This is a genomic window from Saccharopolyspora kobensis (genome assembly GCF_900108315.1).
GTDB classification, from domain to species: Bacteria; Actinomycetota; Actinomycetes; order Mycobacteriales; family Pseudonocardiaceae; genus Saccharopolyspora; species Saccharopolyspora kobensis.
On the sequence record NZ_FNVB01000008.1, the window covers coordinates 213,883 to 237,536 of the forward strand.

Sequence of the window (23,654 nt, forward strand, 5' to 3'; positions counted from 1 at the left end):
GGCGCTACGGCCCGGAATCCGCGCTTCCGCGGCGCAGGCGCCTGCGGATGGCTGCGGCGATCATGAGGAGCGGGACGATCTGCGGGAGCAGGGCCAGCGGCCAGAACAGGCCCATCAGGGCAGGCAGCGCCATCAGGACCGATCCGAAACCCATGGTGAAGGTGAGGTCGCCGTCCTGATCGTCGTGGGGATGCCGGACGAACACGGCGATCAGCCCGGCGACGGCCAGGACCACCAGCACCCGCAGCCCCCACAGCCCCACCCAGGCCGTGACCGGCGCCAGCACGGCCACCGGCAGGAAGACCGCGAGGTACACCCACGGCGCGACGACGCACACGCGCGCCGCGACCAGAGCCCGACCATCGGGCCGGCCCTTGGCACTGGGCGGCTTGCGCCACCACACGATCACCGGCATCTCAGCCCTCCCGGCGCACACCCGACGACCCCGAGGCTCCCAACACGAACCCCAGGTCTGTGACCTGGGGTTTTGGTGGGTCGCCAGGGGATCGAACCCTGAACCCGCGGATCTAGTCTCCCTGATCGACATCCTCTTCCGTTTGCCAGCACCTTCGATTACCTGCGCGAAGTCGATCTACCGTCCACGCCGCACACGCCATCGGTCGCTGTCGTTTGCGGAGGACTTCTTGGCAACTGGTTGGCAACCTCTCCTGCTCGGCTCCTCGAGAGCACGGTGTGCTCAGCCGCCCGTGTTGCCGCTGTCGCTGCTGCCGGTACTGCCGGTGTCGTCGGTGCCGGTACCGCCACTGTGACCGCCGGTGTTGCCGCCGCCAGTGTCGCTGCCGCCGCCGGTGCCGCCGGTGCCGCCGCTGTCGCTGCTGCCGGTACCGCTGCTGTCGCCGGTGTCGCCGGTGTCGCCGGTGCCACCGCTGTCGGTACTGCCACTGTGACCGCCGGTGTCGCTGCCGCCGGTGCCGCCGGTGTCGGTACCGCTGCTGCCGCCGCCAGTGTCGCTGCTGCCGGTATCGCCGCCGGGGTTACTGCCGTGCTGCCCAGGCTCGAACGGATTCGCGGGTGCGGGTTCTGCCGGGGGCACCGCTGGCCCCTCACTCCCGTCAGGCTCGAACGGGTTCGGGGGCACGCCTTGCGGAGCGTGTGGGGGTTCGAACGGGTTCGGCGGCGGGGCTTGGGGTTCGAACGGGTTCGGCGGGACCGGCTCCGGGCCGCCGAACGGGTTCGGGGGCACATCTTGCGGAACTGGTTCGAACGGGTTCGGCGGCGCAGGTTCCGGCGGTGCCGGTGCGGGCGCTTGCACGACCGGAGGGTTCGGAGGTGTGGGTTCGGAACCACCGGTCGGCCAGAAGGTCCATAGAAGCACGCCGCAACCGATCACGAGAGCCGCGCCGAGGGCCACGCCGATCACGCTCGACACCTTGTCCTCGACCCACTCCCATCCCGCCCGCACCACCTTGCCGAACGCGGTGTCGGCCAGCCACCCGCCGAATCTGCTCAGCAGGCCCGGGCCCTCGGCAGGCTCCGCCCCACCCGCCGGCCCAGGACTCGGCCCCACCGTCGACGGCTCGGAAGGTGGCGCGGGGCTCGGCCGCCCCTTGAGGGTCCCCGACCCCGCGTCCGGGCCCGGTTCCTTCTTACCCGTGCGCAACGTCCCAGGCGTACCCGCGCTCGCACTCGGCATCGGCAACGGCTCCGCAGGCTCAGTGACCGGCAGCTCCGAAACGTCATCACCGGTCGGCCGCCCCGGCTCGTAATCCTCGATCGGTCCCAGTCCGGAATCTTCAGGGGGCCTTACACCGAAATCATCTAAAGCGGTTTGGTCCGCCCAGGTGTCGCCCTTCCATTCGTTCAGGAAGTCCTCGCTCGCGCGGGGCCCGTTGAGGCGAGCGTCCCGCGCCTCCTCGAGGCGTTGCCTGATCGCCTCGACCTCCCGCTGACCGTCCTGGACTTCGTCGCTGACTGTGCGTTCCTCCTCATCGATCCAAGGGGGTCCGCCCTCCTGCACCTCCGCCCGACGCATTCTCTGGTGCATCGCCAGCGCCTTCTGAGCGACCTCCAAGCCCCTCTCCTGCGCTTCGATGTAGTTGTCCAGCGCCTTCTGGACGACCTGCTGCTTGGTGACGACCATCCCTCTCACCTCCGGATCCTCCACGTGCTCGTCCGAAGGCTGCGCCAGGCGACGCGATCAAAGCGGACACCATCATGTGGTGCAGCAGCCCCTGACATGCCGGGAATCTCCACTTCCCATCCACCACATCGACTCGTGGACCAACAGAGCAGGAAGTCCCGGAGCGACCGAGCACGCTGTTCGCCTGACAGATCTTCGGTCGGGACCACAAGCAGGCAACCCCGTTCAGCGGGCGGCGCCTCGGCATCCTGCTGGAGTGGCAAGGTGACCAGCTCGGCGACAAGCCCAGCGCCTTCCACACGCTGCGGAAGACGATCGCCACGCTGCTCGCCGATGCCGGACCGACCGCCCGGCAGGCAGCCGACCCGCTGGGGCTCTCGTTTGTCGATGACGCAGGACGTCCGCTTCGGTAGGGGCCAGCAGTCCCGCGCGAGCGCTGAGGGCTGGCGTTCGTGGACGTCGAGGGCTGCTGAAGGAGGTGGGCAATTTTTGGCAACCGGCCCCACCAACGCGAAACCCCAGGTCTGTGACCTGGGGTTTTGGTGGGTCGCCAGGGGATCGAACCCTGAACCCGCGGATTCTGAGGCCACATCTGCGGTCGTTTGCGATCATAGCCCAGCACCTACCACCACCTGCACAAGTCCCGATTGCAAACGTTCGATGAGCTGCGTCGTTTGCGGTCGTTCGACGTGGTTTTGTGGGGATAAGGTGGGGCATCGTAGGCAGGTACTCGACCGTCCGAACCCCAGGGACGCTGGACCGTTCGAACCCTCAAACCTCCTGATCCCGCGACCACCATCGAGAGACGATTGCGCAGGTCAGGACACGGATAAAGAGCCAATCGCGCTCGCGCCCGGCCCACCGGCTGTGTATGGTGTGCGTGGTTGCTCTTTGACACCTAGGTGCTAAAGAGCAGGGTATGAAATCGGGCCGAGCCCTCGCGGACCCGGCCCGACCAGCTGTTAGGGCGCGATCACGGGGTTAGCCTGCCAGCAGTTTCGTGATCGCCGCCCCTAGTTGCAACAGCGACGAAAGCGCCCCGATCGCCGTCAGCCAGACTTCCGACGGATAGGGGCGTTTTCTCTTGTAGCGGCCTCGAAGCACCGCGTCCTCCAGGTGATGCCGACCTCTCGACCCGAGAGGCAGGGCACTACCGCCGTATGCGGCAGCGATCAGGAGGAGGACGCCTCGCTTCGCAGCACGCCCGTGATCGTAGCCGGAACCACACGCCTACGTCGTCAATGCAGCCTCGCGCGCGCGTACGGGCGTGCGCGCGTGTGCACACGCGCACCCGTACGCGCGCACGCCCGCACGCGGAATAGTTCTGAAAGCGATTCGGACACCGCTTCGCGATCATTCAACAACACTAAACATGAACGTGATCTCAGACACAATTCAGCACGGAACAACAGCCGGTGCCCCATTACGCTTCTGGAACCTCAATATGCCGTAGGAAGTGGCAAGCCGGGTACGGGCCTCAACGTGCCCAGCACCGCTTTCCACGGCTCGCCCAGGCGACCACGTACGACCGGGACGTCCAGGGCTCAAGGCTCCACCTCTGCGGCTCCTGCGGGGCCGCCTGCCTTCCGCTCGCGCCCAACCGCGGCCGCTGCCCACCGCTCGCGCCCGGCCCGCCGGTCCGGCCGTGGGTGGCCGCCAGGCCGGGCCCCGCGGTCCGGGCCGGCCGGGCCGGGCTCGCATACAGGGGGCGGCGGCCGTGGTTGGGCTCGCATACAGCAGGCAGGCGGCCCCGAAGGGGCCGCCCTTGATGAAGTAGAGAAAGTTTAGACACGCACACCGCAGGCACGTCCGAGCTCGGATGCCCGCTGGTTGCTACTCCTGCTCCTGGCGGCGCTTCTCCGCGAGTGCGCGCATCTCAGCGACGACGTCTTCGTAGCGCCATCGGTACTGACCGCCGGGAGTAATCAGCGCGGGCGTGATCAGCCCCTGCTTCGCGTAGTGCGAGATGGTCCGCCGCGCCAAACCCAGCTTTGCAGCGAGCTCGGTGCTTGAGATCAGCGGCGACTCCCGGTCGGTCATCCGCTCATCGTCAGTGCCCCGAACGGCTGGCGCTGCCTTGCTAGCCTCGATGGGCAGGGAATACCCTGATTGCCTCGATTGCCTTGTTGGAGGTGGAGATGGCATCCGATGCACGGCTTGCAGCCCAGGCGGTTGATGCCCTGCGCACACTCGGCGGGGTCGGCACGGCATCTGAGCTCGCCACACAGGCGCGCGCGGCTCAATGGGCACTCGATGATGCTGCGTTCGAACTGGGCGGCGGGCGGTACTCCGTGGAGCAGCGAAACCAGCTGGCGGAGCAACTGGACAAACTAGCGTCCGCCCTTCGCGCTGACTCCGGCGAACCGTTCATCGTCGACGCCGCAGACTGAGAGCACCAACAAGAACCGGCGCTGTTCGGGTGACCCCAAACAGCGCCGGTTCTTGTTGGCCGGATAGCGGCTACGAAGCGGCCATACAGCGGCGAAGCTCATCGAGGGACCTCTTTAGCAACGTCCGTTCGAATTCCTGCGGGTCGTCGACGTCCGGGCGGTACTCGGCCATCGCTCGGTGCGCGATCTCGTACCACTCGCGAACCGCGGGCACCTTCGACTCGGTCAGGCGACCATCAGCGACGGCATGCCGTAGGAGAACTTCGAGCTCCATCGCCATCAGCTCCGGCTTCGGTCGTTGCGGGTTGGTCCAGTCGTCGGCCAGGACCGGGCGGAGCCGCATCGCGTGGCGATTCCAGTGCAGGAGTAGCTGAAGGTCGACCATGAAGTCCGTGGGGAGTTCGGTCGGCCACAGGTGCCGGAGGGCGGCTCGCTGGCCAGACCAGGGCGTGGAACCGACTTTCGCGATCAGCTCGGGAAACAGAGCTCCGGCGACCGGCGCGAAGAATCCGTGAAGCCACAGCTGCGGGTACAGGGGACGCCAGTAGAGATCGGACACCACCGCGTCCGCGATGCCATCGAGGATCGGCCGGACGAGCAGTGCACTCAGCGGCGGCTGCCCGAAGTACTGGAGGTCGCCATCGATCAGGCAGACCACATCGCCCGATGTCGCGGCAAGGCCCGCGCTGATCGCCGCGCCCTTCCCGGCCGGCGCTTCCACGACCTTCGCGCCAGCTTCGGCCGCGAGTTCCGCGGTTCGATCGGTGCACCCGCTTGCGCTGACAGCGACGTCGCCGGACACCCCGAGCACGTCGAGTCCGACGTACGCGTCGGCGACAACCTGCGCGATGGTCGCCTCTTCGTTGTGGGCCGGGATCACCACGCTGACGCTCAGATCCTTCTTGCTCAGCGTGCGTTCTTCGACAAGGTCAAGCCCAAGGGCCGGGTCGATCTCAGGGCGGCTCATGCGTCACCAGCCGCATCTGCCGCTTCCGCGAGCTGCTCCGGCGTCCACCGCTTCAGGTGCTCGGTCATCCTGATCTCCGTGCGGTCGGCGGGGTACCGGGCTTCGGAGTACTCGACAACCCGGCCTTCGACGTCGATTGACTTGCTGAGGGTGTGGAGCATCGGCGTTCCGACTTCCATGGCCCACTTCTGACGCTCACCCGGGGTCGGCTGCACCGCGATCACCGAGCGGGAGAACTCGATGAGCTCGATGCCGACCGTGTAGAGCTGGTGCTGATGTCCACCCGGCCAGGGCTCGTTGCTGTCGTCGAGGAGCTCGGGGTTGGACTCGATGTACTGCAACGGGATGTAGGAGACGCTCCACGTCATCCGGACGCCGGTCGTCTTGTGGACCATCTCGTAGACGCGCTCGATGAGCTTCGTTCCCTCCGGAAGCCCGAAGATCTCGGCCTGCTCGGCGTTCGCTTCGGTCTCGCGATACTTCGCCGTCGATTCGCACTCCGCGATCGGAACACCTGCCGTGAGCTCGATAGCCCCCATGACCTTGCGTTCCTCAGCGGGACGCAGCACCAGGTCCTTCTGTTTCTGCGTCCATCCGTCGGCAAGCCTGATCGGGGTACGAGCCGTCGCACCACGCACCGTAGGCGCCTTCCCGCGGCCGCCGGTGATTCGCCCCTCCTCGCGCAGGACCTCGATAGCCTTCCTCGCAGTGAGAGGCGCGCAGTCCCACGCCTTCGTCAGTTCGGCGATGGTCGGCAGCTTGTCCCCTGGTTGGAGCTGCCCGGAGGCGATCCGACTGCGGAGCTCGTCCGCGATTTGGTGGTGAACCGGGACGGTCCCCACGGTGCGTTCTTCCTGCATATGGCCAGTATGGCAGAAAGTTCGGCAGTTAGCTAGCAAACCCTCTTGCGCACCCCCTGGCGGTGTGTGTAATCTGACGTCATCGCAAGTTCGATAGCGAACTGACGAACTAGCCAAGTGAACCAACTTGTGGAGGCGAAGATGCTGCGGAACATCCCGGTGCTGCTGGAGGGCTACCGACTGATGGTCCTGGAGGAGCCGGAGCTCAAGATGCGGAAGAACGAGAAGACCGGCGAGTTCGAGCCGGTGACCGACTTCGAGGGCGCGGAGCAGTACGTGGTGTCGGTGCACGCCAAGCCCCGCAAGAAGGCGGACGGCAGCCCGGCAGGCAAGGGTGCGGAGATCAAGGTGACGCTGGAGACCGTGCCGAACGAGGAGATCCTGGACGGCTCGATCGTGGAGCTGATCAACCCGCGTGTGTCGCACTGGGAGAACGAACTGAACGGCCGCGCGATGTCGGGTCTGGCCTGGAAGGCCACCGGCGTCAAGCTCGCGGGCTGACCCGATTCTTTCTCTGAATTCTCTTTTCTGACCACTCTGGTCGTGTTGTTTGAGAATTACATAGTGGGCCGAGCTTTGCCTTTTTCGGCGCGAATTCGACGCGTCGGGGAGGCCTTGTTGACCCCCGGCCGCCTGGATTTTGCGGGTATTCCGGGGGTCTTGATGGACTCCAATGGGAAAGGACGGTTTCGGATGTTGTCTGTGGGTTTGCAGTACTGCCCGGCGTGCCACATCAAGGGAATGCGGCAGTACCGGCACTCGCAGGACCAGTTCTGCGACGAGAGGAACGGTGATTGGTGATGGGCGGCCTCGGGTTCCACGGTTCGGGATGCATCGGAGATTCGGCGGAAGGGCTGAGCAAGTGAACAACGGCAACCAGGCGAACAAGCGGGCAAACAACAAGCCCCGGGGCAACGCCGCGACCACGGAGAACCGGCGGCGCGACTCGGGGACGGTCAACGTCAACCTTGGGCCGGTGGAGAACCGGATCGACGTGCACACCTTCATCGGCGACCTGACGTTCAACTGATAACCGGAGAAACGCGATAAGGAAGGGGTTGGCATGGCTGAGTTGAGTTTGCCGGTGGGGCGGAGGAACACGCCTGCTGTGAACCGGTTGAAGCGGATCGGGGATCATCTCGACGCGCTGTCGTTGGAGTTGAACAAGGTCTACTTCTTGGAAGACAGCGTGGTGCAGCGGAAGGACTTCGAGGAGATCACGGAGCTGGCGGACGTGGCCTGCCAGTCGTTGTACGGGGTTCGGGACGGGATCGCCGCCAAGGGTGGCCCGAACGTGGCGAAGGGATACGTGAAGAAGTAATGGCATTCGGTGACGACGTCCACAACCAGGTCCGGCGTATTGACGCGAGAATGCTGGCGTTGGTGGATGACCTGCGGAAGTTCGGTGTTCCCAAGGGAATGGGGGCGCAGCTGAACAAGACGCGCGACGCGGTCGGCAATCTGGTCGCGAAGATGACGATGACCCAGCGCCGGAACTGATTTCCGGCGATGGCTCGGCCGGGGCACCGAACCTCACCATCGGGGTTGGGTGCCCCGGTTTCTTTTTGCTCGCATGAAAGGTGAACGGCAATGGGGAACACGTTGGTGGGCGCGGAGAACACCTCGCCGATCCGGTGGGGCATCCGGCAGGTGGCTAGTCACCCCCGGTCGTCGGGGTCGGCGGCGGTGGGCTCGGCGGCGGTGTTCTGGTTCGGCCTGAACACGATGCTGTGGGCCGTGGGCATCGCGGTCCTGGCTGGGGTGTCGTGGCGGCTGCTGGACAGGCCGACCTTCGACCGTTTCGCCGGTCGCCTGCTGCGGGCGTGGTGGAGACGCTGGTGGACCTACCAGCGGCAATGGCTGCGGATCATGACCGCCTGCAACCTGACCACCACCGACCACAAGGGCAACACGCTCATGCCGCGCGTGACGCGGGTGAAAAGCACGTGGTCGTGGGACACGGTGACCGTTCGGATGGCCAAGGGCCAGGAACCGGAGGATTTCGAGAAAGTGATCAACAGGCTGGCGAACGCGTTCCGGGCGCGCTCGACCAACGTGCGGCTGGTCAAGCCGGGCAAGCTCGCGCTGGATTTCCAGCGGTGCGAACCGTTCGACGAGATGGTGATCCCGCTCCCGGCGCTGGCCGAGTCCACGAGCGCGGTTGATCTGCGGCGGCTGCCGGTGGGCTTCGATGAGTACGGCCGGGAGTTCTCCCTGAACCTGCTGGAGCGTGACCTGCATGTGCTGCTGGGTGGTGCGACCGGGGCGGGTAAGGGCTCGTGGCTGTGGTCGCTGCTGCGGTCGCTGGCTCCGCTGATCCGCGCCGGGCTGGTGCGGCTGTGGGTGATCGACCCCAAGGGCGGCCAGGAGTTCGGCATGGGCCGGGAGATGTTCCACGAGTTCGCCGACAACGACGTCGACGGCCTGAAGCTGATGCAGAAGTACGTCAAGACCCTCGACGAGCGGAAGCTGGAGCTGGGCCGGGCGGGGGTGCGGACGTTCACCCCGTCGCGGGAGACGCCGCTGGAGCTGCTGATCTGCGATGAGCTGGCCGCGATGACCTCCTACGGGGGCAAGGCGGTCACGGTGCCGTTCGAGCCGCTGATCTCCAAGGGGCTGACGCAGTACCGCTCGGTCGGCGGGCGAATCGTCTGCGCAACGCAGGAGCCGACGAAGGAACACGTCCCGATGCGCGGGCTGTTCCCCACCAAGATCGCCCTGCGGCTGGACTCGGCGTCGTATGTGGACATGTGCCTGGGCGAGGGCATGCGGGACATGGGCGCCTTCGCCGACAAGATCCCCGAAATCCTCGCCGGTGTCGCCTACGCCAAGCGCGACGGCAAGCGGGAACCCCTCCGAGTCCGCGCCCCCTACAGCAGCGACACCGACGTCGCCGAGCTCGTGGCGTTCTGCACCGCACTGGGCACCGTCACCGAGCTCCGCACCGAGACCGATCCGGCGGGGGAGCCGGAGCTGGACATGCCGGCCGACATCTACAGCTTCGACTTCGAGGCGCTGGAGGTCGACGACGAAGACGACGAGAGCGACGAAGACGACGGGATCGAGTACATCGACGCCGACGAGATCGAGGACGAAGAAGACATCGCCTGAGCATCTCCCCTGATCTGTAGCGGCCCGCCCGGGCCTCGGGCAAGAGCATCCCGGGCGGGCCTTACCTCGCATAAGGAGGCAAGACCCATGTTGGCAAAGGTGGCGCTGGGTGTCACCAGCATGACGAGCGTGGCGGCCGGAACCTGCGCGTACCGGCTGTTCCGGCAGTCCCGAACCGACCAGTTGACCGGGCTCGGCAACCGGGCGGCCCTGGTGGCCGGGTTCAACCGCGCGATGAAGCGGGGCCGGGGCCTGGTCGGCGTGGCGGTCGGCGACATGAACGGCTTCAAGGCCTTCAACGACGTTCACGGGCACCGCTTCGGCGACCAGGTCCTCATTGCTGTCGCCGCGAAGCTGCGGGACACCGCCCGCCGCGGTGAGGTTCCGGTCCGGCTGCACGGCGACGAGTTTGCGGTGCTCCTGCCCAGCATCAGCACCCCGGAGCAGGCCGAACACCGGGTGCGGGAGTTCCAAGCCGCGGTGTCCACGATCACCGAGCTCGACGGTCAGCCGGTCGAAGTGGCCATGTCGCTGGGCGTGATGACCGCCCCGGCCGCCAAGGCCCAGCTCCCCGCGCTGCTGGCCTCGGCCGATGACCGCATGTACGCCGACAAGCACACCAGCCGCCAGCACACCGCCCGCGCGGTCGTGGCGGCCTGAAAGGACGGTCACATGCACGGCAACAAGTTCCACTTCCACGCGTCGGTCACGAACGGGTTCGTCGACCTGCACCCGACCGCCCGGGGCGTGGAGATCGAGCTGACCACGTTCAGCTCCAGCGGCGAGCAGACCATGACGGCGGTGATCAGCCGCGAGAAGTTCCAGCAGCTGATCTTCCAGGGCCCGGAGCTGCTCGACGGAGTTGACCTGATCCGCGACGAGGCCATGCGCAAGCGCGGATATCCGATCTAGAGAAGGGAAAACAGCAGTGCAGCACATTCATTTCGAGGTCACCGGAAGAACGATCCTCACGGTCCTGCTCCTCCTGGCGCTCGTCGTCGGCGGCCTGGCCCTGGTGTGGGTGCTGATCAACCCCGGCTGGGCCATCGGGATCGGCCTCGTCCTGATCCTGGCCATCCGGGGCCTGTTCGCCCTGTTCAAGCCCCACAGCGAGTAGGAAGGAGCCGACGGTGGGCCTGCGTCGCAAGCGCAAGCAGAACACCCCGGAGGCGGTCGGGAAGACCAGGCGGGTTCGCAAGCTCGGTGACCGGATCTCCGAGGCTCGGGAGCTGCGGGGGCTGGTTCGGGATCCGGATTTGCGGGCGGTGGAGCTGGAGCGGCAGGGACGGCGGACCCTGATCGGGCTGTGGTTCTTCCTCTCGCTCGGGCTGGTGTTCACCACGGCCGGTGTGCAGAAGTTCCTGGCCGGGGACGCCACTAAGACCGATCCGTTGTGGTGGGCGGCGTGGACCGTGGAACCGATGTTCGCCGGGCTGCTGATCGTGATCCTGAACTTCGAGGCCGTGATCCTCTCCTACGGCCGGTCCCCGAACCACGAGTGGTGGTCGCGGCTCAAGCGGGTGCTGCTGGCCTCCACGCTGGCGATGAACGTCATCCCGCAGGTCACGCCGGTGCTGCGGAGCCGCTGGCAGGAGTTCAACCTCGGGTCGGCGGCGGTGCACGCGATCATCCCGGTCATCGTCTACGGCATCGCCGAGGTCATCCCGGTCATCCAGGCCCGGCAGCGCGAGGTCATGTTGCTGATCTACGCCACCGCCGACCAGGCCCCGGACGACCCCACCCCCGAGACCGTGCCCGACGTGGACGTGCCGGCCAATCCAGCCCCGGCACCGGAACTGGTCGCCGAACCGGTGGCGCCTGCTCCGGTGGAGCCTTCGCTACCTGCGCGTCCAGTCCTGGCCACCGGGGTCGAGATCCCGGCTCGGGCGCTGAAGCTGCTGCCAGAGTCCCTGGCAGGCAAGGTGCGCGACGCCTACACCCAAGCCACCAACGAAAGCCGGGAGCTCACCGCCGCCGACGTCCGCGCGGCCGCCAAGGTCCCAGACCAGATGGCCGAGAGAATCGCGGCGGAGATCCGCGCCCACAACGGACACAGCTTCGCCTGAAAACCCCTACCCCACAACTGAACGCCTGTGGGAAGCAGAAAGGAAAATGACCATGGAGATTGAGCAGATCGAGGCCGCTCTTCGCGCGCTGGGTCGCTACACCGGAGACGGCGGCGTGGGAGAGCACGTGCTGGAGGCCGAGCGGCTCGGTGTTGACCCCGACGGCTACCAGTACCTGCTGACCAATGTGCTGCTCGGGGCGGCGCAGCGGGAGGCGATTGACTCTGACCCCAGCCGGATGACCCGGGAACTGATCATTGGGTCCTACCAGCAGCAGTTGGTCGGCGCTGGCGTGCTCGACGACGATCAGGGCATCCGGGAGTTGCTGATCTGGCAGGCGCTCCGGCTGTGGGGTCTGCTGCGGGTCCTGGCGAACCGACCGGAAGGCAAGTTTGACCACCCGTCGCTGTACGCCGCAGAGTGCGCGATAAACGCGGCGCGGCTGCTGCTCACCGACGCCACCATGAAGCTCCACCCCGACATCCAGGATTGCATCAGCTCCCCGGAGTGGGCCGAGGTTGCGGGCTCGCTGACCGAAGCTCAGAAGATCGTTCAGGACCTTCGGCAATAAGAACCTGTTCCCGATGTGACCACAACTGAATACGACACAGCACAACCCATGCTCGGCGGGCAGCACCGTCGGGGATGGACCTGGTGGTGATGCCCGCCGGGCTCTGTCCCTGGAGGTCACCGCCCATGGTGTTGCCCACGATGCCGGACGTCGACCGCCTCAAGCGGCGTATCCAAGCCCCTGACTACCGCGACTGGCGCGCGAAGGTTGAAGACGTTTACGGCTGCCTGCACCCGGTCCGCCTGTCGGGCCTGTGGCAGATCACTGACAAGACCACCGGCCAGGTTCTCACCCGCCCGGACGGTCGCCCGGCGCAGACCAGCGGGCACATCCTGTCCCCCTGCGGCAACCGCCGTGAGAGCGTCTGCCCGGCCTGCTCCGACCGCTACGCCGCTGATGCCTTCCAGCTCATGCGCGCGGGCCTGTCCGGCGGTTCCAAGGGCGTCTCCCTGGAGGTGGCCGACAAGCCGCGGCTGTTCGTCACCCTCACCGCCCCGTCGTTCGGGCCGGTGCACAACCGCCGCACCACCGCCTCCGGGAAGCTCGCGCCGTGCCGCTGCGGCACCTACCACCACGAACATGATCCGGGGATCGGCCAGCCGACCGACCCGGAGGCCTACGACTACCGCGGGCACGTGCTGTGGCAGGCGCACTCCGGGAAGCTGTGGAACCGCTTCACACAGAAGCTCCGGCGGCACCTCGCCCGCGCGGCCGGGTACACGATCCGCGAGTTCGGCGACCACGCCCGGCTCTCGTATGCCAAGGTCGCGGAGTTCCAGCGGCGCGGGATCATCCACTTCCACGCCGTGATCCGCCTCGATGGCCCTGACGGGGCTTCCGATAGCACCCCGCCGTGGGCCACGGCCGAGCTCCTGGCTGCCGCAGTCCAGGCCGCGCACGCTGACACCACCGTCACCACTCCGGCCTTCGGGGACGGCCAGGTGCTCGAACTCGCCTGGGGCGAACAGGTCGACATCCGCCCGATCCGCCCCGCGCAGGCTCACCGGTTCGAAGACGCCTCCGGCACGATCAGCGATGACCGGATCGCCTCCTACGTGGCGAAGTACGCCACCAAGGGCACCGGCAAGTCCGAAGCCGCAGACCGCCCGATCCGCTCCCGCGACCAGATCGAGCTGCTGCGCACCACCGAGCACCACAAGCGCATCATGCGCACCGCGTGGGACCTCGGCGCACCGGTGGCCTGCCCGGACTGCCACCCGCACGGCGAGCACCAAGCCGGCGCCTGCCCCTGCGCGGAGATCGACCACTGCGCCACCTGCAACAACGGCGGCCAGATCCCCGGACCGCTCGCCGAGCTCAACCTGCGGCGCTGGTGCCACATGCTCGCATTCCGCGGCCACTTCCTGTCCAAGTCCCGCGCCTACTCGACCACGTTCAAGCAGCTCCGCGAGGACCGCCAGACCTGGCGCTTTGAGCAGAACCTCGCCGAGCTCGGCGTCACCGCCGACACCGTCGCCGTGGTCAACCACTGGGACATGACCAGCGTCGGCCACCGCAGCGACGAAGAGCGCGAACTCGCTGCCGCCATCGCCGAGCGCACCCGCCAAGCACGCAAACACCGCTACGCCACCGAAAGGAAGGACTGACCATGATCCGTAACTTGTGGGGTGTCCAAGAGGTCTCGGCCTATCTCGGCGTCCCCGTCGGCACGCTCTACCAGTGGCGGAGCTCGGGGTTCGGGCCGCCTGGTCGTCGTGTCGGCAAGTACGTGCGGTACAAGCCCGATGAGGTTGAGGCCTGGTTCGAGTCGCAGGAGGTGGGGGTCTGATGCCTCGTCCGCCGCTTCCGATCGGCACCTACGGCAAGATCCGCTTCTATGAGACGGGCTCGGGCTGGCGGGCTGTCACGAAGTTCAGGGACTTCGACGGTGTCACCCGGCCAGTCGAGCGATCCGGACGCACGAAGGCCGCGGCCGAGCGCATCTTGAAGAAGGCGCTCGCGGAACGCAACAAGGCTCGGGCTGGGGCCTCGATCAAGCCCGCGACGAAGTTCCGCGAAGTGGCGGCGTTCTGGCTCGCAGAGGTCAGGAAGAAGGTCGAAGCGGGCACTCGGTCGCCGAGCACTCTGGAGCAGTACGAGAGCAACCTGAACCTTCATGTTCTGCCTGCTCTTGGTGAGTTGCGCGTGGGCCAGGAGGTGAGCGTTCCTGCTGCCGAGGCCTTTCTCCAGGCGCTCCGATCGAACAAGGGCCTTGCAGTGACGAAGACGGCCCGCTCGGTGGCATCCGGTGTGATGGGCTACGCGGTCACGCACGGCGCGTTGGAGTTCAACCCGTTCCGCCAGACGTCCCGGTTGGAGAAGCGGCGGCGGAGGAAGCGGGTCCGTGCGCTCACGTTGGATGAACGGGTCCAGTGGCTTGATCAGCTGGAGGCCGATGCGAAGGCGGTCCGCTGGGACCTGCCGGACCTCTCCCGGTTCATGCTGGCGACCGGAGTTCGGATCGGTGAGGCGCTGGCGGTGGACTGGTCCGAAGTTGACCTTGACGACGGGCTTGTGGCGGTCGACTACACGGTTGTGAGGGTCAAGGGCAAGGGCTTGATCCGGAAGTCGACCAAGACGGAGTACGGCGAGCGCACCCTTCCCCTGTGCTCCTGGGCACTAGAGATGCTTCGCCGTCGCTACGAGGAAGCGGGCTGCCCTGCTACCGGCCCGGTGTTCCCCGACAGCCTCGGCGGCCTGCGGGACCCGTCGAACACGCGCCGGGTCCTTCGCGAGACTCGCGGTAGCGAGGGCTTCGCCTGGGTCACCTCGCACGTGTTCCGCAAGACGTCCGCGACCATCCTCGATGAGGCGGGGCTGACTGCCCGCGTGATCGCTGACCAGCTCGGGCACTCCCGGCCATCGATGACACAGGATGTGTACATGGGGCGGAAGGCGGTGAGTCGCCAGACGGCAGCGGCCTTGGAGACGGCGCTGACGGAAGCCTGAGCGTTTTGTGTGGGAAAGGTATGGAGCGGTCCCCACCAACGCGAAACCCCAGGTCTGTGACCTGGGGTTTTGGTGGGTCGCCAGGGGATCGAACCCTGAACCCGCGGATTAAAAGTCCGCTGCTCTGCCAGTTGAGCTAACGACCCGCGTGCCCCAGGTTACAAGGTCCGGACGATCTTGTGCGGTACCGGTGGGCGGTTCATGGCCGGATCAAGGTCACATCGCGGACGCCGGAGCCGGTGGGGCGCCGCTGCTGATTCGCGTTTCCACAGGTCGCGGACGAGTTCTGGGGAAGACGCAACCCCGTGTGGCAGCAGACGTCTTCTGAGCAAAGGGTGTGGGACGCACCCACCGTCCAAAAAGAGGGGACAGAATCATGCTGAACCGGACTCGCGTGCTGGGGACCGTCGCTGCTCTCGCCGGCGGGATCGCCATGCTCACCGGGTGCTCCCAGGGCGCGACGAACTCGCCGGTTCCGGCCAGCAACGCCGCTGTCGTCGGCCAGCCCGAGCAGGGTGAGCGGCAGCAGGCGGACGGCACGCAGCCGGACATCTCGACGGAAGGGCCCTGCGCCGTCGAGGACGTCGCCGTGACCCTCACCCCGCAGCCGGACCGGCCCGGGATCTTCCTGATGACCGCGGTGAACAACTCGCCGGAGGCCTGCTACGTCGACGGCTGGGGCGGCGTGGTTCCGCTGGACATGACGGGCTCGGCGTTCGAGGTGCCGACCGAGCACGTCAAGATCCCGGGTGAACCGACCAACATGCGCCTCGAACAGGGCGAGACCGCTTTCGCCGGTGTGAAGATGGAGCTCGGCGACAAGAACGACCCGAACGTGCGCGTCGCCAACGGCTTCAACGCCTTCATGCCGAACGTCGAGGGCACCACGAACGCGAAGGTCGCCGGGGCCGACTACTACGAGTACCCGGTCGTATCGATCCAGATCGGCTCGTACCAGCCCTCGGCCCAGGGCGTCACCGTCTTCTGATCCGGACAGCCGAAGAGCCCCTCTCCACTTCCCCGGAGAGGGGCTCTTCGCGTGGTCAGGCCGCGGTGCAGGTGACGCGGATCTGGGTGGCCGCGACGTGGGCGCCGTCGCCGTCCGCGCCGCCATCCCAGTCCTCGCCGCGGTTGTGCAGCTTCACCGAGATCTTGCCCTGGTCGATGCGGTGCGCGCCGAGGTCGACCCACTTGCCGCGGTTGGCGGTCTGGTCGATGTCCTCGACACCGATCACGTTCGTGGCGGCCTGGTCGAAGCCGTTGAAGATCGAGTAGTGGGCGGCGGTGGCGCCGACGTAGCGGCGGTCGCTCTCGTTCGGGATGTACACCGACATCGCGCAGCTGGCCGCCGTCATCTCGGCGGAGACGTCGAAGGTCCACCGGGAGAACACCCGGGAATCCGAGGTCTTGGCCTTGCCCGACATCGGCATCGAGTCGAACGTGCCCTTGCAGCCCGCCTCGGTGCTGCCGCCGCTGCGGGTGTACCAGCCCTCGTCGCCCTGCTCGTAGTAGCCGACGGCCTGGTACTGCTGCTTCGCGCTGTTCGCGCAGCCCGGCCCGCCGAGCAGCGAAACCTCGCGGGCGGGTGCCTCGGCGGGCGGCGGGGCGGGGTCGAGCACCGGCGCTTCGGGCTGGGTCTCGACCGGCTGCTGCTCCGGGGTTTCGCCCGGGACCTCCACCGGCTCGCCCGCGGGAAGGGCCGGTTCCGGTGCCACGAGCGCCCCCTGCTCCTGCGAGGCGTTCATCCCGATCGCGACGCGCTCGGTCTCGCGCTGGCCGGTCATCAGCAGCGCGACGACGAACGGCACCGACACCAGGACCACGGCCGCGCCCGCCAGGGCGATCAGCGAGAACTTCGACGGCAGGCCGACGCGCTTGGCGGGCCGGGGATCGGCGGGCGGGGCGGGTTGCGGCTGGGCGGTGCCGGACAGGGATGCCAGCGGCACTTGTTCGTAGGACGGCTCGGCGGGCTTCTCCGGTTCGGCCGGTCGCACCGGGGTGCCTTCCGCCGGGGCGTAGATCCGCAGTTCCGGCGGCAGCGAATCCAGGGATTCGTCCTGCGGGCCGTCATTCCGGTCAGTTTCCGACGTCACTCGTATCACTAACTCCAGAAGTCCGGCCCCGGTGCTGATCCCGAACAGAGCACCACTTTCGGTTCAGTACCTTATACTTTGCGCCGTTCTGGGGGAAACCTGCGCGGGGGCAACCTTCATCGAACGTGAACAATCCGTTGCCTCGAAAAGAAATGAAGGCCATGCAAGACCTGCTCTTCGTCGCGCTCGTCTCGCTCTGGTGCTCGGTGGCCGTGGGCGTGCTCGGCGCAGCAGTCCTCTGGATGATGCGCCGGGGCTCACTGGTCGTGATGATGATGGTGCTCTCGGTGGTCACCGTCATCGAGATCGCCTTCACCTTCGTGGCGCTGGGCTTCCTCGGGGTGTTCACCGAGCAGGCGATGGTCGCGGTGCTGCTGGCCTGCATCCCGACGACCGCCGTCTCGCTCGCGCTGTGCCTGCTGCTCGGCGCGCGGATCCTCAACGGCAGCCGCAGCCTCGCGCGCGCCACCCGGACCATGGGCGAGGACGGGAGGTTCGCCGCGCCGGCGCACTCCGGCTCGGCGGAACTGGCGGTCCTGACGCAGGAACTCGCCGCCACCAGCGCGGCGCTGACCGCGTCCCGCGAACAGGAGCGGGTCCTGGAGGCTTCGCGGCGGCAGCTCATCGCCTGGGTCTCGCACGACCTGCGCACCCCGCTGGCCGGGTTGCGCGCCATGACCGAGGCGCTGCAGGACGGCATGGCCCGCGACCAGGACCGCTACCTCGGGCTGATCCTGCAGGAGACGCAGCGGCTGGACCAGCTGGTCGGCGACCTGTTCGACCTGTCGCGCATCCAGTCCAACTCGCTCACGCTGTCGCTGACGCCGGTGGCGCTGCCCGACCTGATCAACGACGCGGTGACCGCCATCGAACCGCAGGCCCGCAACCGCGGCGTCCGGCTGGTGCCCGGCAGCATCGAGTCCATCGAGGTGCGGGTGGACGTCCGGCAGATCAGCCGGGTGCTGGGCAACCTGCTCGGCAACGCCGTCCGGCACACCCACCCCGGCGGCGCGGTGACGGTGTCCGCGCACTCCGCCGGCGGCACCGCCGTGCTGTCCATTTCGGACGCCTGCGGCGGGATTCCGGAGGAGGACCTGGGCAAGGTCTTCGAGCCCGGTTGGCGTGGCACGCCTGCGCGCCCGGCGGGCAAGGACGTCGGCGGCGGGCTGGGGCTGGCCATCGTGCGCGGCATCGTCGAGGCGCACCACGGCGCGGTGGCGGTGGACAACATCGAGGGAGGCTGCCGGTTCACAGCCAGCCTCCCGCTGGCCTGAGCCTTTGTCTTTGAAGCGGCGGAGCCGCTCAGCCCACCCTCGCAGCTCGCACCGCCGCGGGTTCTCAGCGTTCGCCTGGCGAGGACGGCCCGGCCGCCGTGCATCGGTCATGCCTGAAGCCGGGCACCCGCAGTCCAAGCGGACGCTGAGGTTCCGCCACCCGCACCGCCACGCAGAACGAGATCGTCAGACAGTTCTGGTCACGCGGCCGCTAGAAGGGGTTCCCGTCGGACCACGCCCAGCTCGATGGCCTTGCGGGTCAGTTCGGCCTTGTTGCGGACTTCCAGCTTCGCGCGGATCCGCTTGACGTAGGTGTCCACGGTCGCCGCGGACAGGCCCATCCGGCGGGCCGCCTGCGAGTGCGTGTAGCCGTCGGCGATCCAGCGCAGCACTTCCTGCTCGCGGCGGGTCAACACCTGCTGCACCGCCTCGTTGTCGGTGCTCACGCCGGTCAGCGCCTGCCGGGAACCGGAGGTCACGTAGACCGCGCCGCGGGCCACCACGGCCAGCGCGTCGTGGAATTCCTGCTGGTCGCAGCCGGTGCCGAGGAAGCCCAGCGCGCCGGCCCGCAGCAGCTCGGGAACCTGGTCGAAGGCCTGCTCCGGCAGCACGACCAGCACCCGGTAGGAGCGGCTGAGCCGGGAGACGCAGTGGTGCAGGGACTCGATCGGGGTGGCTCCGCCGAAGGCGAGCACGGCGACGTCGGTGAGCGACCGCTGCGGGGCCTCGCCCAGCATCCGGGTGACCTTCTCCTGCAGTTCCGGTTGGTCGGCGAACACCGTGACTTCCGACAGCACGCGCATCAGCAAGGCGATTCACTCCCACACTTCGCCGGTTCGCGCCGTGGCACAGGCAGCATCGTCTGTTCGTCGCGATACGGCGGAAATAGTTCGGGCCGGTGCTTTTCCCGGCCCCTTTCGGACACCAGGAACGCTACCTGCGGGATCGCTGTCTGCGAAGAGTTGTCGACCAGCTGTAAGGGATGGTCGTAAACGTTGTAAGAAACTGTAAGAAGGGGTCGTGAGTTCGTAGCAAGCGAAACGTTGCTGCGAACTCACGACCCCTTCGTGCGACCGCACCGCGCGCCCAGGGCGCGGGAGTTAGGGCGCGCGGCGCGGTGCGAGCCCGGTCCGCGGGAAGGACCGGGGGCTCGGGTCACCTGATGGCGGGCATCAGGAGCGTCTGCGCGGCCGGGTCGACCCGGGGATCCGGGCGGTGGGCCGGCATCGGGACGGTCGGGCGGCCGGTCGCGTGCTCGCGCCGGACGGGCTGGCGGGAGCCCGAGCGCGGCGGCGCGGCCTGCGGGGGAACCGCGGCCATGACCCGCGTCGCGGCGGCCGCCGGGATCTGCGGCGGGGCGCTGGAGCGGACGCCGGCGCGCCGGTCGAGCCGGTCGACGCAGGTGGTGTCGCCGCGGTGGGCCTCGATGGCCTCGCGCAGCGTTCGGCGGTCGTTGTTGGAGACGAGCAGTTCGCGGCGGGCGGCGAAGGACGCCAGCCCGATGGCGGCTCCGAGCACGTCACCGCTGTCCAGCTGGTTGCCGATCCTCGTGGCGAGGCGGTCGGGCATCTCGGCGGCGAAGTGCAGCAGCACTTCGTCGAGCGCCTCGAACCCGGCCATCGCGTCGGCGTCAGCAGGCATGAACACGCCCTGCTCCCAAACGAACACGGTTTCCTCCGTCAAGATCGATGTGCCGACCTCACGCGCCGCAGGCGACCTTGATCTGCGCCGCCGCGTGGCGTGCGTAGGTCGGGCCGTCGTTGGTCCAGTCGATGCCGCGCGAGTGCAGCTTGATGGTCAGACGTCCCTCGCTGACCGGGAAGCGGCCCGCGTCGACCCAGCCGCCCTGCTGCCGCACCTGGTCGATGCGGAAGTCACCGACCGGGTTCGACGTCTGGTCCGTCCGGTAGACGGTGTAGACGCTCGGGTTGCCGCCGACCCGGGTGAGGCCACCGCGGGGGACGAACACCGACACCTGGCAGCTGCCCTGCCTGACGTCACCAGTAGTGAACCGCCAGACCGCGGCGTTGTCACCGTCCTTGTTCGGGTCACCCGACATCGGCAGCGAGTTGAACGAGCCGTTGCAGCCGTCGGCGGCGTGCCCGCCGCTGTCGGCGGTCTTCCAGCCCGCTTCGCCCTTGGTGTAGTAGCCGGGCGTGCTGAAGCCGCCTGCCGCGCAGCCGGGGCCGGTGACCGCGGTGAAGGACGGACCGGCGGGCGGGGCGGGGTTCTCCTGCACGCGGTTGGGCTCACCCCCGGGTGCGGGCGGGGGCGGCGGGGTGCCGCCTTCGGCCGGTGCCTGCGGCTGGTTCGGGCTCCCGACGGGCGGTGCGGGCGGCGGCACCTGCCCGGGGTTCGACTGCTCCTGCGCCACTCCCGGCACGAACCCGGACTGAGCCTGCGCGTCGTCCTCGAACGCGGCGGGCACGGACTGCACCTGCGTGGGGCCGTTGTCCTTGGACAGGCCCATGACCAGCAGCGGAACGGACAGCAGCACCAATCCGGCCACCGCGGCCGCGGCGATCACCGGCTTGGAGACGCGGTTGCCCGGCCGCGCCGGGGTCTTCGCGTCCTTCGCGGACTTGGCGGTGACGACGGGCGTCACCTTGGTCTCGGCCTTGGTCTCGGCCTTCGCCCTGGTCGTGGTCTCGGTGGCGGCCTCGACCTTGCCGCTGGTGGCGGCGACCGGATCGGCCAGCGCGGATTGCTGGACGGCGGGCATCACCTGGGTGTCCGCGGCGGCGGCCCGCATCTCGGTGTCCGCGGCCTCGGCAACGGCGTTCACGCTGACGCCGGATGCCTTCTCCCAAGGGTGCTCGCCTGCTGTGGACGCATCTTTGCCGCTCGGGCTCATCTGTCGGTTCCCATCGGTTGAGTCGTTCCAGCCGCGACATCGCCAACTGCTCCCACCGGCAGGGGACGCGCGGTCACGCGCAGCGGAGGCGGGTGCGCAAGAGACACCGAGCCCCTGCTCAGAGCCTGGTCAACGGCGGGCGCCGGAACAAGTAACCGAATACGGGGACAAGCGGGAGCGGTCAGGCCGGGACGGCGACGGTCGTCAGGGCTTCGGCGAGGCGGCGGAGGTGCGCAGGTTCCGGTTCCTGGAGCGGGAGGCGGACCGACGGGTGCGGGATGATGCCGAGTTCGGCGAGGGCCGCCTTGGCCATGATCGCTCCTTGGGAGGTGCGCATGATGGCCTCCACCAGCGGGAGAAGTCCTCTTTGGACGGATCGCGCCGCGTCGAGGTCGCCGGTGCGGACGGCACGGATCAGCTCGGCGTTGCGGTCGGCGGCGACGTTCCCCACGACGCTGACCACGCCCGTCGCGCCGGAAGCGAGGTAGGGCAGGTTGAGCTCGTCGATCCCGCAGTAGTAGGCCAGCGACGTGCGGGCCATGACCGTCATCGCCTCGAACAGGTCGCCCTTGGCGTCCTTGACCGCTCGGATCCTGGGGTGTTCGGCGAGTTCGAGCAGGGTGAGCAGCTCCATGGCGATGCCGGTGCGCCCGGGGATGTCGTAGAGCATCACGGGCAGCTCGGTGGCGTCGGCGACCGCCACGCAGTGCGCGATCACGCCGCTCTGGGTGGGCTTGGAGTAGTAGGGGCAGACGAGCAGCAGCGCGTCCGCGCCCGCCGCCTCGGCCTCGCGGGCCCGGCGAACGCTGGCGGCCGTGTCGTAGGTGCCGACTCCCGCGATCACCCGCGCCCGGCCGTCGGCTCGGGCCACCGCGGTGCGGATGATCCAGGTCGCCTCGGCATCGGACAGGGTGGGCGCCTCGCCGGTGGTGCCGTTGACGACGATGCCGTCGCAGCCGGTGGCCAGCAGGTGGTCGACGAGGTCGGCGAGCCCGGGTTCGCTGAGCGCGCCGTCGGGGTTCATCGGAGTGGCCGTGGCGACGAGGTTGGAGCCGAAGAGCAGCTCAGCGGGGTTCATGAGTCGATCCTGGCGCTACCGACAGGTGCGGTCCAGCGATGGTTTCTTGCCGATATTGCGTAGCATCGCTTCATGATCGAGGTTGGCGCGCTGCGCGCGCTGCGGTCGGTGGCCGCGCTCGGGACGCTGGCGCGGGCGGCCGACGAGCTCGGGTTCACGGCTTCGGCGGTGTCGCAGCAGATCAAGAGACTGGAGCGGCAGGTCGGGGTGCCCGTGCTGGCGCCTGCTGGACGCGGGGTCGTGCTGACGCCGGCCGGGCGGGCCATCGTCGACTCCGCGCCCGAGGTGTTCCAGGCCTTGGAGCGCTGCGCCGAAGCCGCCCAGTCCGTCGCGGAAGGAGCACCGCGCGGCACGCTCCGCGTGGTCGCGTTCTCGACGGCCATTCGCGGGCTGCTCGCGCCCGCCATCCCGGGACTGTCGGCGCGTTGCCCGGAGCTGCGGGTGGAGATCGTCGAGCAGGATCCCGACGAAGCTCTGCACAGCGTCGATGCCGGGACCGCCGATCTCGCGCTCGCCCACGACGCCGACGGTCTGCCGGTCCCGCTGCCCGCGTCCCTGAACCGGTGCCTCCTGCACACCGACGTCGGCGATGTCGTCATGCCCCGCACCCACCCGCTGGCGCGGCTCGACCGACCGCTCGGGAACGCCGACCTGATCGGCCACCGCTGGGTGACCAGCCCGCCCGGCACGGTCTGCCACCAATGGTTCCGCCGCCTGTTCGCGGACGTGCCGGAAGATCCCGACGTCCGCCACTGGGTGGACGACTTCTCCACCCAGCTCGCGCTGGTCGCGGCGGGCGAGGTGCTCGCCCTGATCCCCCGCCTCGCCCGGCCGCCACTGCGAGAAGGCCTCGTCCCCCGCCCGCTGCGCCGACCGCCCCAGCGAGAGGTCCACGCGGTGTGGCGGAGCAGCGCCGACGCCAGCCCCGCGATCCGAACGGTCCTCGCGGAGCTCGGCGCTGGCTAGGTGTCCAAGGCCCGTGAGTGGTTTGGGGCGCTATGGCACCCAAAAACACTCACGAGGTCACCCACCGACCCCAGCACTCCACCAGCGGCGAAGGCGCACTCACGGCCCACCGGCTCACCGCCCACGTCGAAGCCGAACGCCGCCAACGCGAACGAACCGGCCGCCACCGCCTCGGCGAGGCTCACCCACGGCCATGACCGTCCACTTCGGACGCAGCACCACCCGAATCCCAACGCAGGGCCATCGAAGCCCTCCGCCACCTGTAGCACCAAGCGATTTCGCGCGTTAATGAACACGCGGCGCGGTGACTAGGTGAAATGCTGCTCGTAGCGCCCTCACCAGGCGTTACGGGTAGCACTAGCCTATCACTGGCG

The 23,654-nt window shown here is 68.2% G+C and carries 27 protein-coding genes and 1 tRNA gene; 17 read left to right on the top strand and 11 right to left on the bottom strand.

Annotated elements, in window-relative coordinates; genetic code table 11:
* Positions 1-4 precede the first annotated feature (4 nt).
* The 3 genes from C4T78_RS26145 to C4T78_RS26155 form a co-directional block, all read right to left on the bottom strand.
* The gene (locus C4T78_RS26145) at positions 5-415 is read right to left on the bottom strand and encodes a hypothetical protein (RefSeq protein WP_093354277.1); all 411 of its coding nucleotides are present in this window, start codon (positions 413-415) and stop codon (positions 5-7) included.
* A 282-nt stretch (positions 416-697) separates the two neighbouring features.
* Positions 698-2,101, bottom strand: a complete 1,404-nt coding sequence (locus C4T78_RS36530) for a hypothetical protein (protein ID WP_093354280.1) — start codon at positions 2,099-2,101, stop codon at positions 698-700.
* A gap of 1,833 nt (positions 2,102-3,934) precedes the next feature.
* Complete coding sequence (locus C4T78_RS26155; RefSeq protein WP_177247643.1) at positions 3,935-4,141, bottom strand: MerR family DNA-binding transcriptional regulator; 207 nt, start codon at positions 4,139-4,141, stop codon at positions 3,935-3,937.
* Between the two features lie 98 nt (positions 4,142-4,239).
* Between C4T78_RS26155 and C4T78_RS26160 the strand changes: the two genes are divergently transcribed.
* Positions 4,240-4,491 carry a hypothetical protein gene (locus C4T78_RS26160; RefSeq protein WP_093354282.1) on the top strand — a complete coding sequence of 84 codons (252 nt, stop codon included), beginning with the start codon at positions 4,240-4,242 and terminating at the stop codon, positions 4,489-4,491.
* A 70-nt stretch (positions 4,492-4,561) separates the two neighbouring features.
* Here the strand turns inward: C4T78_RS26160 and C4T78_RS26165 are convergent, their stop codons facing one another.
* Both C4T78_RS26165 and C4T78_RS26170 read right to left on the bottom strand, forming a co-directional pair.
* Positions 4,562-5,458 carry a glycosyltransferase gene (locus C4T78_RS26165; RefSeq protein WP_093354285.1) on the bottom strand — a complete coding sequence of 299 codons (897 nt, stop codon included), beginning with the start codon at positions 5,456-5,458 and terminating at the stop codon, positions 4,562-4,564.
* A complete protein-coding gene (locus C4T78_RS26170) occupies positions 5,455-6,318 on the bottom strand; it encodes a GntR family transcriptional regulator (RefSeq protein WP_093354288.1) in 864 nt (287 codons plus the stop codon). The genes C4T78_RS26165 and C4T78_RS26170 overlap by 4 nt, the downstream gene beginning before the upstream one ends.
* A gap of 141 nt (positions 6,319-6,459) precedes the next feature.
* Here C4T78_RS26170 and C4T78_RS26175 point away from each other — a divergent pair, with 141 nt between their 5' ends.
* The 13 genes from C4T78_RS26175 (at position 6,460) to C4T78_RS26230 (ending at position 15,015) form a co-directional block, all read left to right on the top strand.
* On the top strand, positions 6,460-6,819 hold the full coding sequence (locus C4T78_RS26175) for a hypothetical protein (protein WP_093354585.1): 360 nt from the start codon (positions 6,460-6,462) through the stop codon (positions 6,817-6,819).
* A gap of 361 nt (positions 6,820-7,180) precedes the next feature.
* Positions 7,181-7,348 carry a hypothetical protein gene (locus C4T78_RS36535; protein WP_177247644.1) on the top strand — a complete coding sequence of 56 codons (168 nt, stop codon included), beginning with the start codon at positions 7,181-7,183 and terminating at the stop codon, positions 7,346-7,348.
* 78 nt (positions 7,349-7,426) lie between these two features.
* Positions 7,427-7,639 carry a hypothetical protein gene (locus tag C4T78_RS26180; RefSeq protein WP_235863624.1) on the top strand — a complete coding sequence of 71 codons (213 nt, stop codon included), beginning with the start codon at positions 7,427-7,429 and terminating at the stop codon, positions 7,637-7,639.
* Positions 7,639-7,818, top strand: a complete 180-nt coding sequence (locus tag C4T78_RS26185) for a hypothetical protein (RefSeq protein WP_093354293.1) — start codon at positions 7,639-7,641, stop codon at positions 7,816-7,818. The genes C4T78_RS26180 and C4T78_RS26185 overlap by 1 nt, the downstream gene beginning before the upstream one ends.
* 90 nt (positions 7,819-7,908) lie before the next feature.
* Positions 7,909-9,429, top strand: a complete 1,521-nt coding sequence (locus tag C4T78_RS26190; RefSeq protein WP_093354296.1) for an FtsK/SpoIIIE domain-containing protein — start codon at positions 7,909-7,911, stop codon at positions 9,427-9,429.
* A gap of 87 nt (positions 9,430-9,516) precedes the next feature.
* Entirely contained in the window at positions 9,517-10,089 is a 573-nt protein-coding gene (locus C4T78_RS26195) for a GGDEF domain-containing protein (protein ID WP_093354298.1), read from the top strand.
* A 12-nt stretch (positions 10,090-10,101) separates the two neighbouring features.
* Positions 10,102-10,341 carry a hypothetical protein gene (locus C4T78_RS26200; RefSeq protein WP_093354301.1) on the top strand — a complete coding sequence of 80 codons (240 nt, stop codon included), beginning with the start codon at positions 10,102-10,104 and terminating at the stop codon, positions 10,339-10,341.
* A gap of 16 nt (positions 10,342-10,357) precedes the next feature.
* Positions 10,358-10,546 carry a hypothetical protein gene (locus C4T78_RS26205; RefSeq protein ID WP_093354303.1) on the top strand — a complete coding sequence of 63 codons (189 nt, stop codon included), beginning with the start codon at positions 10,358-10,360 and terminating at the stop codon, positions 10,544-10,546.
* 13 nt (positions 10,547-10,559) lie between these two features.
* Complete coding sequence (locus C4T78_RS26210) at positions 10,560-11,495, top strand: hypothetical protein (protein ID WP_235863625.1); 936 nt, start codon at positions 10,560-10,562, stop codon at positions 11,493-11,495.
* Between the two features lie 52 nt (positions 11,496-11,547).
* Positions 11,548-12,066, top strand: coding sequence for a DUF6245 family protein (locus tag C4T78_RS26215; protein WP_107916164.1), 519 nt, complete (start codon positions 11,548-11,550; stop codon positions 12,064-12,066).
* A 125-nt stretch (positions 12,067-12,191) separates the two neighbouring features.
* Positions 12,192-13,673 carry a replication initiator gene (locus tag C4T78_RS26220; protein ID WP_235863626.1) on the top strand — a complete coding sequence of 494 codons (1,482 nt, stop codon included), beginning with the start codon at positions 12,192-12,194 and terminating at the stop codon, positions 13,671-13,673.
* A gap of 2 nt (positions 13,674-13,675) precedes the next feature.
* Complete coding sequence (locus C4T78_RS26225) at positions 13,676-13,855, top strand: helix-turn-helix domain-containing protein (protein WP_093354312.1); 180 nt, start codon at positions 13,676-13,678, stop codon at positions 13,853-13,855.
* The gene (locus C4T78_RS26230) at positions 13,855-15,015 is read left to right on the top strand and encodes a site-specific integrase (RefSeq protein WP_093354315.1); all 1,161 of its coding nucleotides are present in this window, start codon (positions 13,855-13,857) and stop codon (positions 15,013-15,015) included. The genes C4T78_RS26225 and C4T78_RS26230 overlap by 1 nt, the downstream gene beginning before the upstream one ends.
* 70 nt (positions 15,016-15,085) lie before the next feature.
* Here the strand turns inward: C4T78_RS26230 and C4T78_RS26235 are convergent.
* Positions 15,086-15,161 (bottom strand) — tRNA-Lys (locus C4T78_RS26235).
* Positions 15,162-15,391: 230 nt separating this feature from the next.
* Here C4T78_RS26235 and C4T78_RS26240 point away from each other — a divergent pair.
* Positions 15,392-16,003 carry a DUF4232 domain-containing protein gene (locus C4T78_RS26240; RefSeq protein ID WP_093354318.1) on the top strand — a complete coding sequence of 204 codons (612 nt, stop codon included), beginning with the start codon at positions 15,392-15,394 and terminating at the stop codon, positions 16,001-16,003.
* Between the two features lie 55 nt (positions 16,004-16,058).
* Here C4T78_RS26240 and C4T78_RS26245 read toward each other — a convergent pair whose 3' ends face one another.
* On the bottom strand, positions 16,059-17,108 hold the full coding sequence (locus C4T78_RS26245; RefSeq protein ID WP_093354321.1) for a carbohydrate-binding protein: 1,050 nt from the start codon (positions 17,106-17,108) through the stop codon (positions 16,059-16,061).
* A gap of 152 nt (positions 17,109-17,260) precedes the next feature.
* Here C4T78_RS26245 and C4T78_RS26250 point away from each other — a divergent pair, with 152 nt between their 5' ends.
* Positions 17,261-18,382, top strand: a complete 1,122-nt coding sequence (locus C4T78_RS26250; protein ID WP_218161622.1) for a sensor histidine kinase — start codon at positions 17,261-17,263, stop codon at positions 18,380-18,382.
* 200 nt (positions 18,383-18,582) lie between these two features.
* Here C4T78_RS26250 and C4T78_RS26255 read toward each other — a convergent pair whose 3' ends face one another.
* The 4 genes from C4T78_RS26255 to dapA all read right to left on the bottom strand — a co-directional run bounded on the left by C4T78_RS26255 (position 18,583) and on the right by dapA (position 22,314).
* On the bottom strand, positions 18,583-19,185 hold the full coding sequence (locus C4T78_RS26255; RefSeq protein WP_093354592.1) for a response regulator transcription factor: 603 nt from the start codon (positions 19,183-19,185) through the stop codon (positions 18,583-18,585).
* 352 nt (positions 19,186-19,537) lie between these two features.
* A complete protein-coding gene (locus C4T78_RS26260; RefSeq protein ID WP_093354324.1) occupies positions 19,538-20,050 on the bottom strand; it encodes a hypothetical protein in 513 nt (170 codons plus the stop codon).
* Positions 20,051-20,081: 31 nt separating this feature from the next.
* Positions 20,082-21,167 (bottom strand): hypothetical protein, encoded by a 1,086-nt coding sequence (locus C4T78_RS26265; RefSeq protein WP_093354327.1) that lies wholly within the window; start codon positions 21,165-21,167, stop codon positions 20,082-20,084.
* Between the two features lie 250 nt (positions 21,168-21,417).
* Positions 21,418-22,314: a 4-hydroxy-tetrahydrodipicolinate synthase gene (gene dapA / locus C4T78_RS26270; RefSeq protein WP_093354329.1), complete on the bottom strand. Its 897-nt coding sequence runs from the start codon at positions 22,312-22,314 to the stop codon at positions 21,418-21,420.
* A 72-nt stretch (positions 22,315-22,386) separates the two neighbouring features.
* Here dapA and C4T78_RS26275 point away from each other — a divergent pair, with 72 nt between their 5' ends.
* Positions 22,387-23,280, top strand: a complete 894-nt coding sequence (locus tag C4T78_RS26275) for a LysR family transcriptional regulator (protein ID WP_093354332.1) — start codon at positions 22,387-22,389, stop codon at positions 23,278-23,280.
* Positions 23,281-23,654 lie beyond the last annotated feature (374 nt).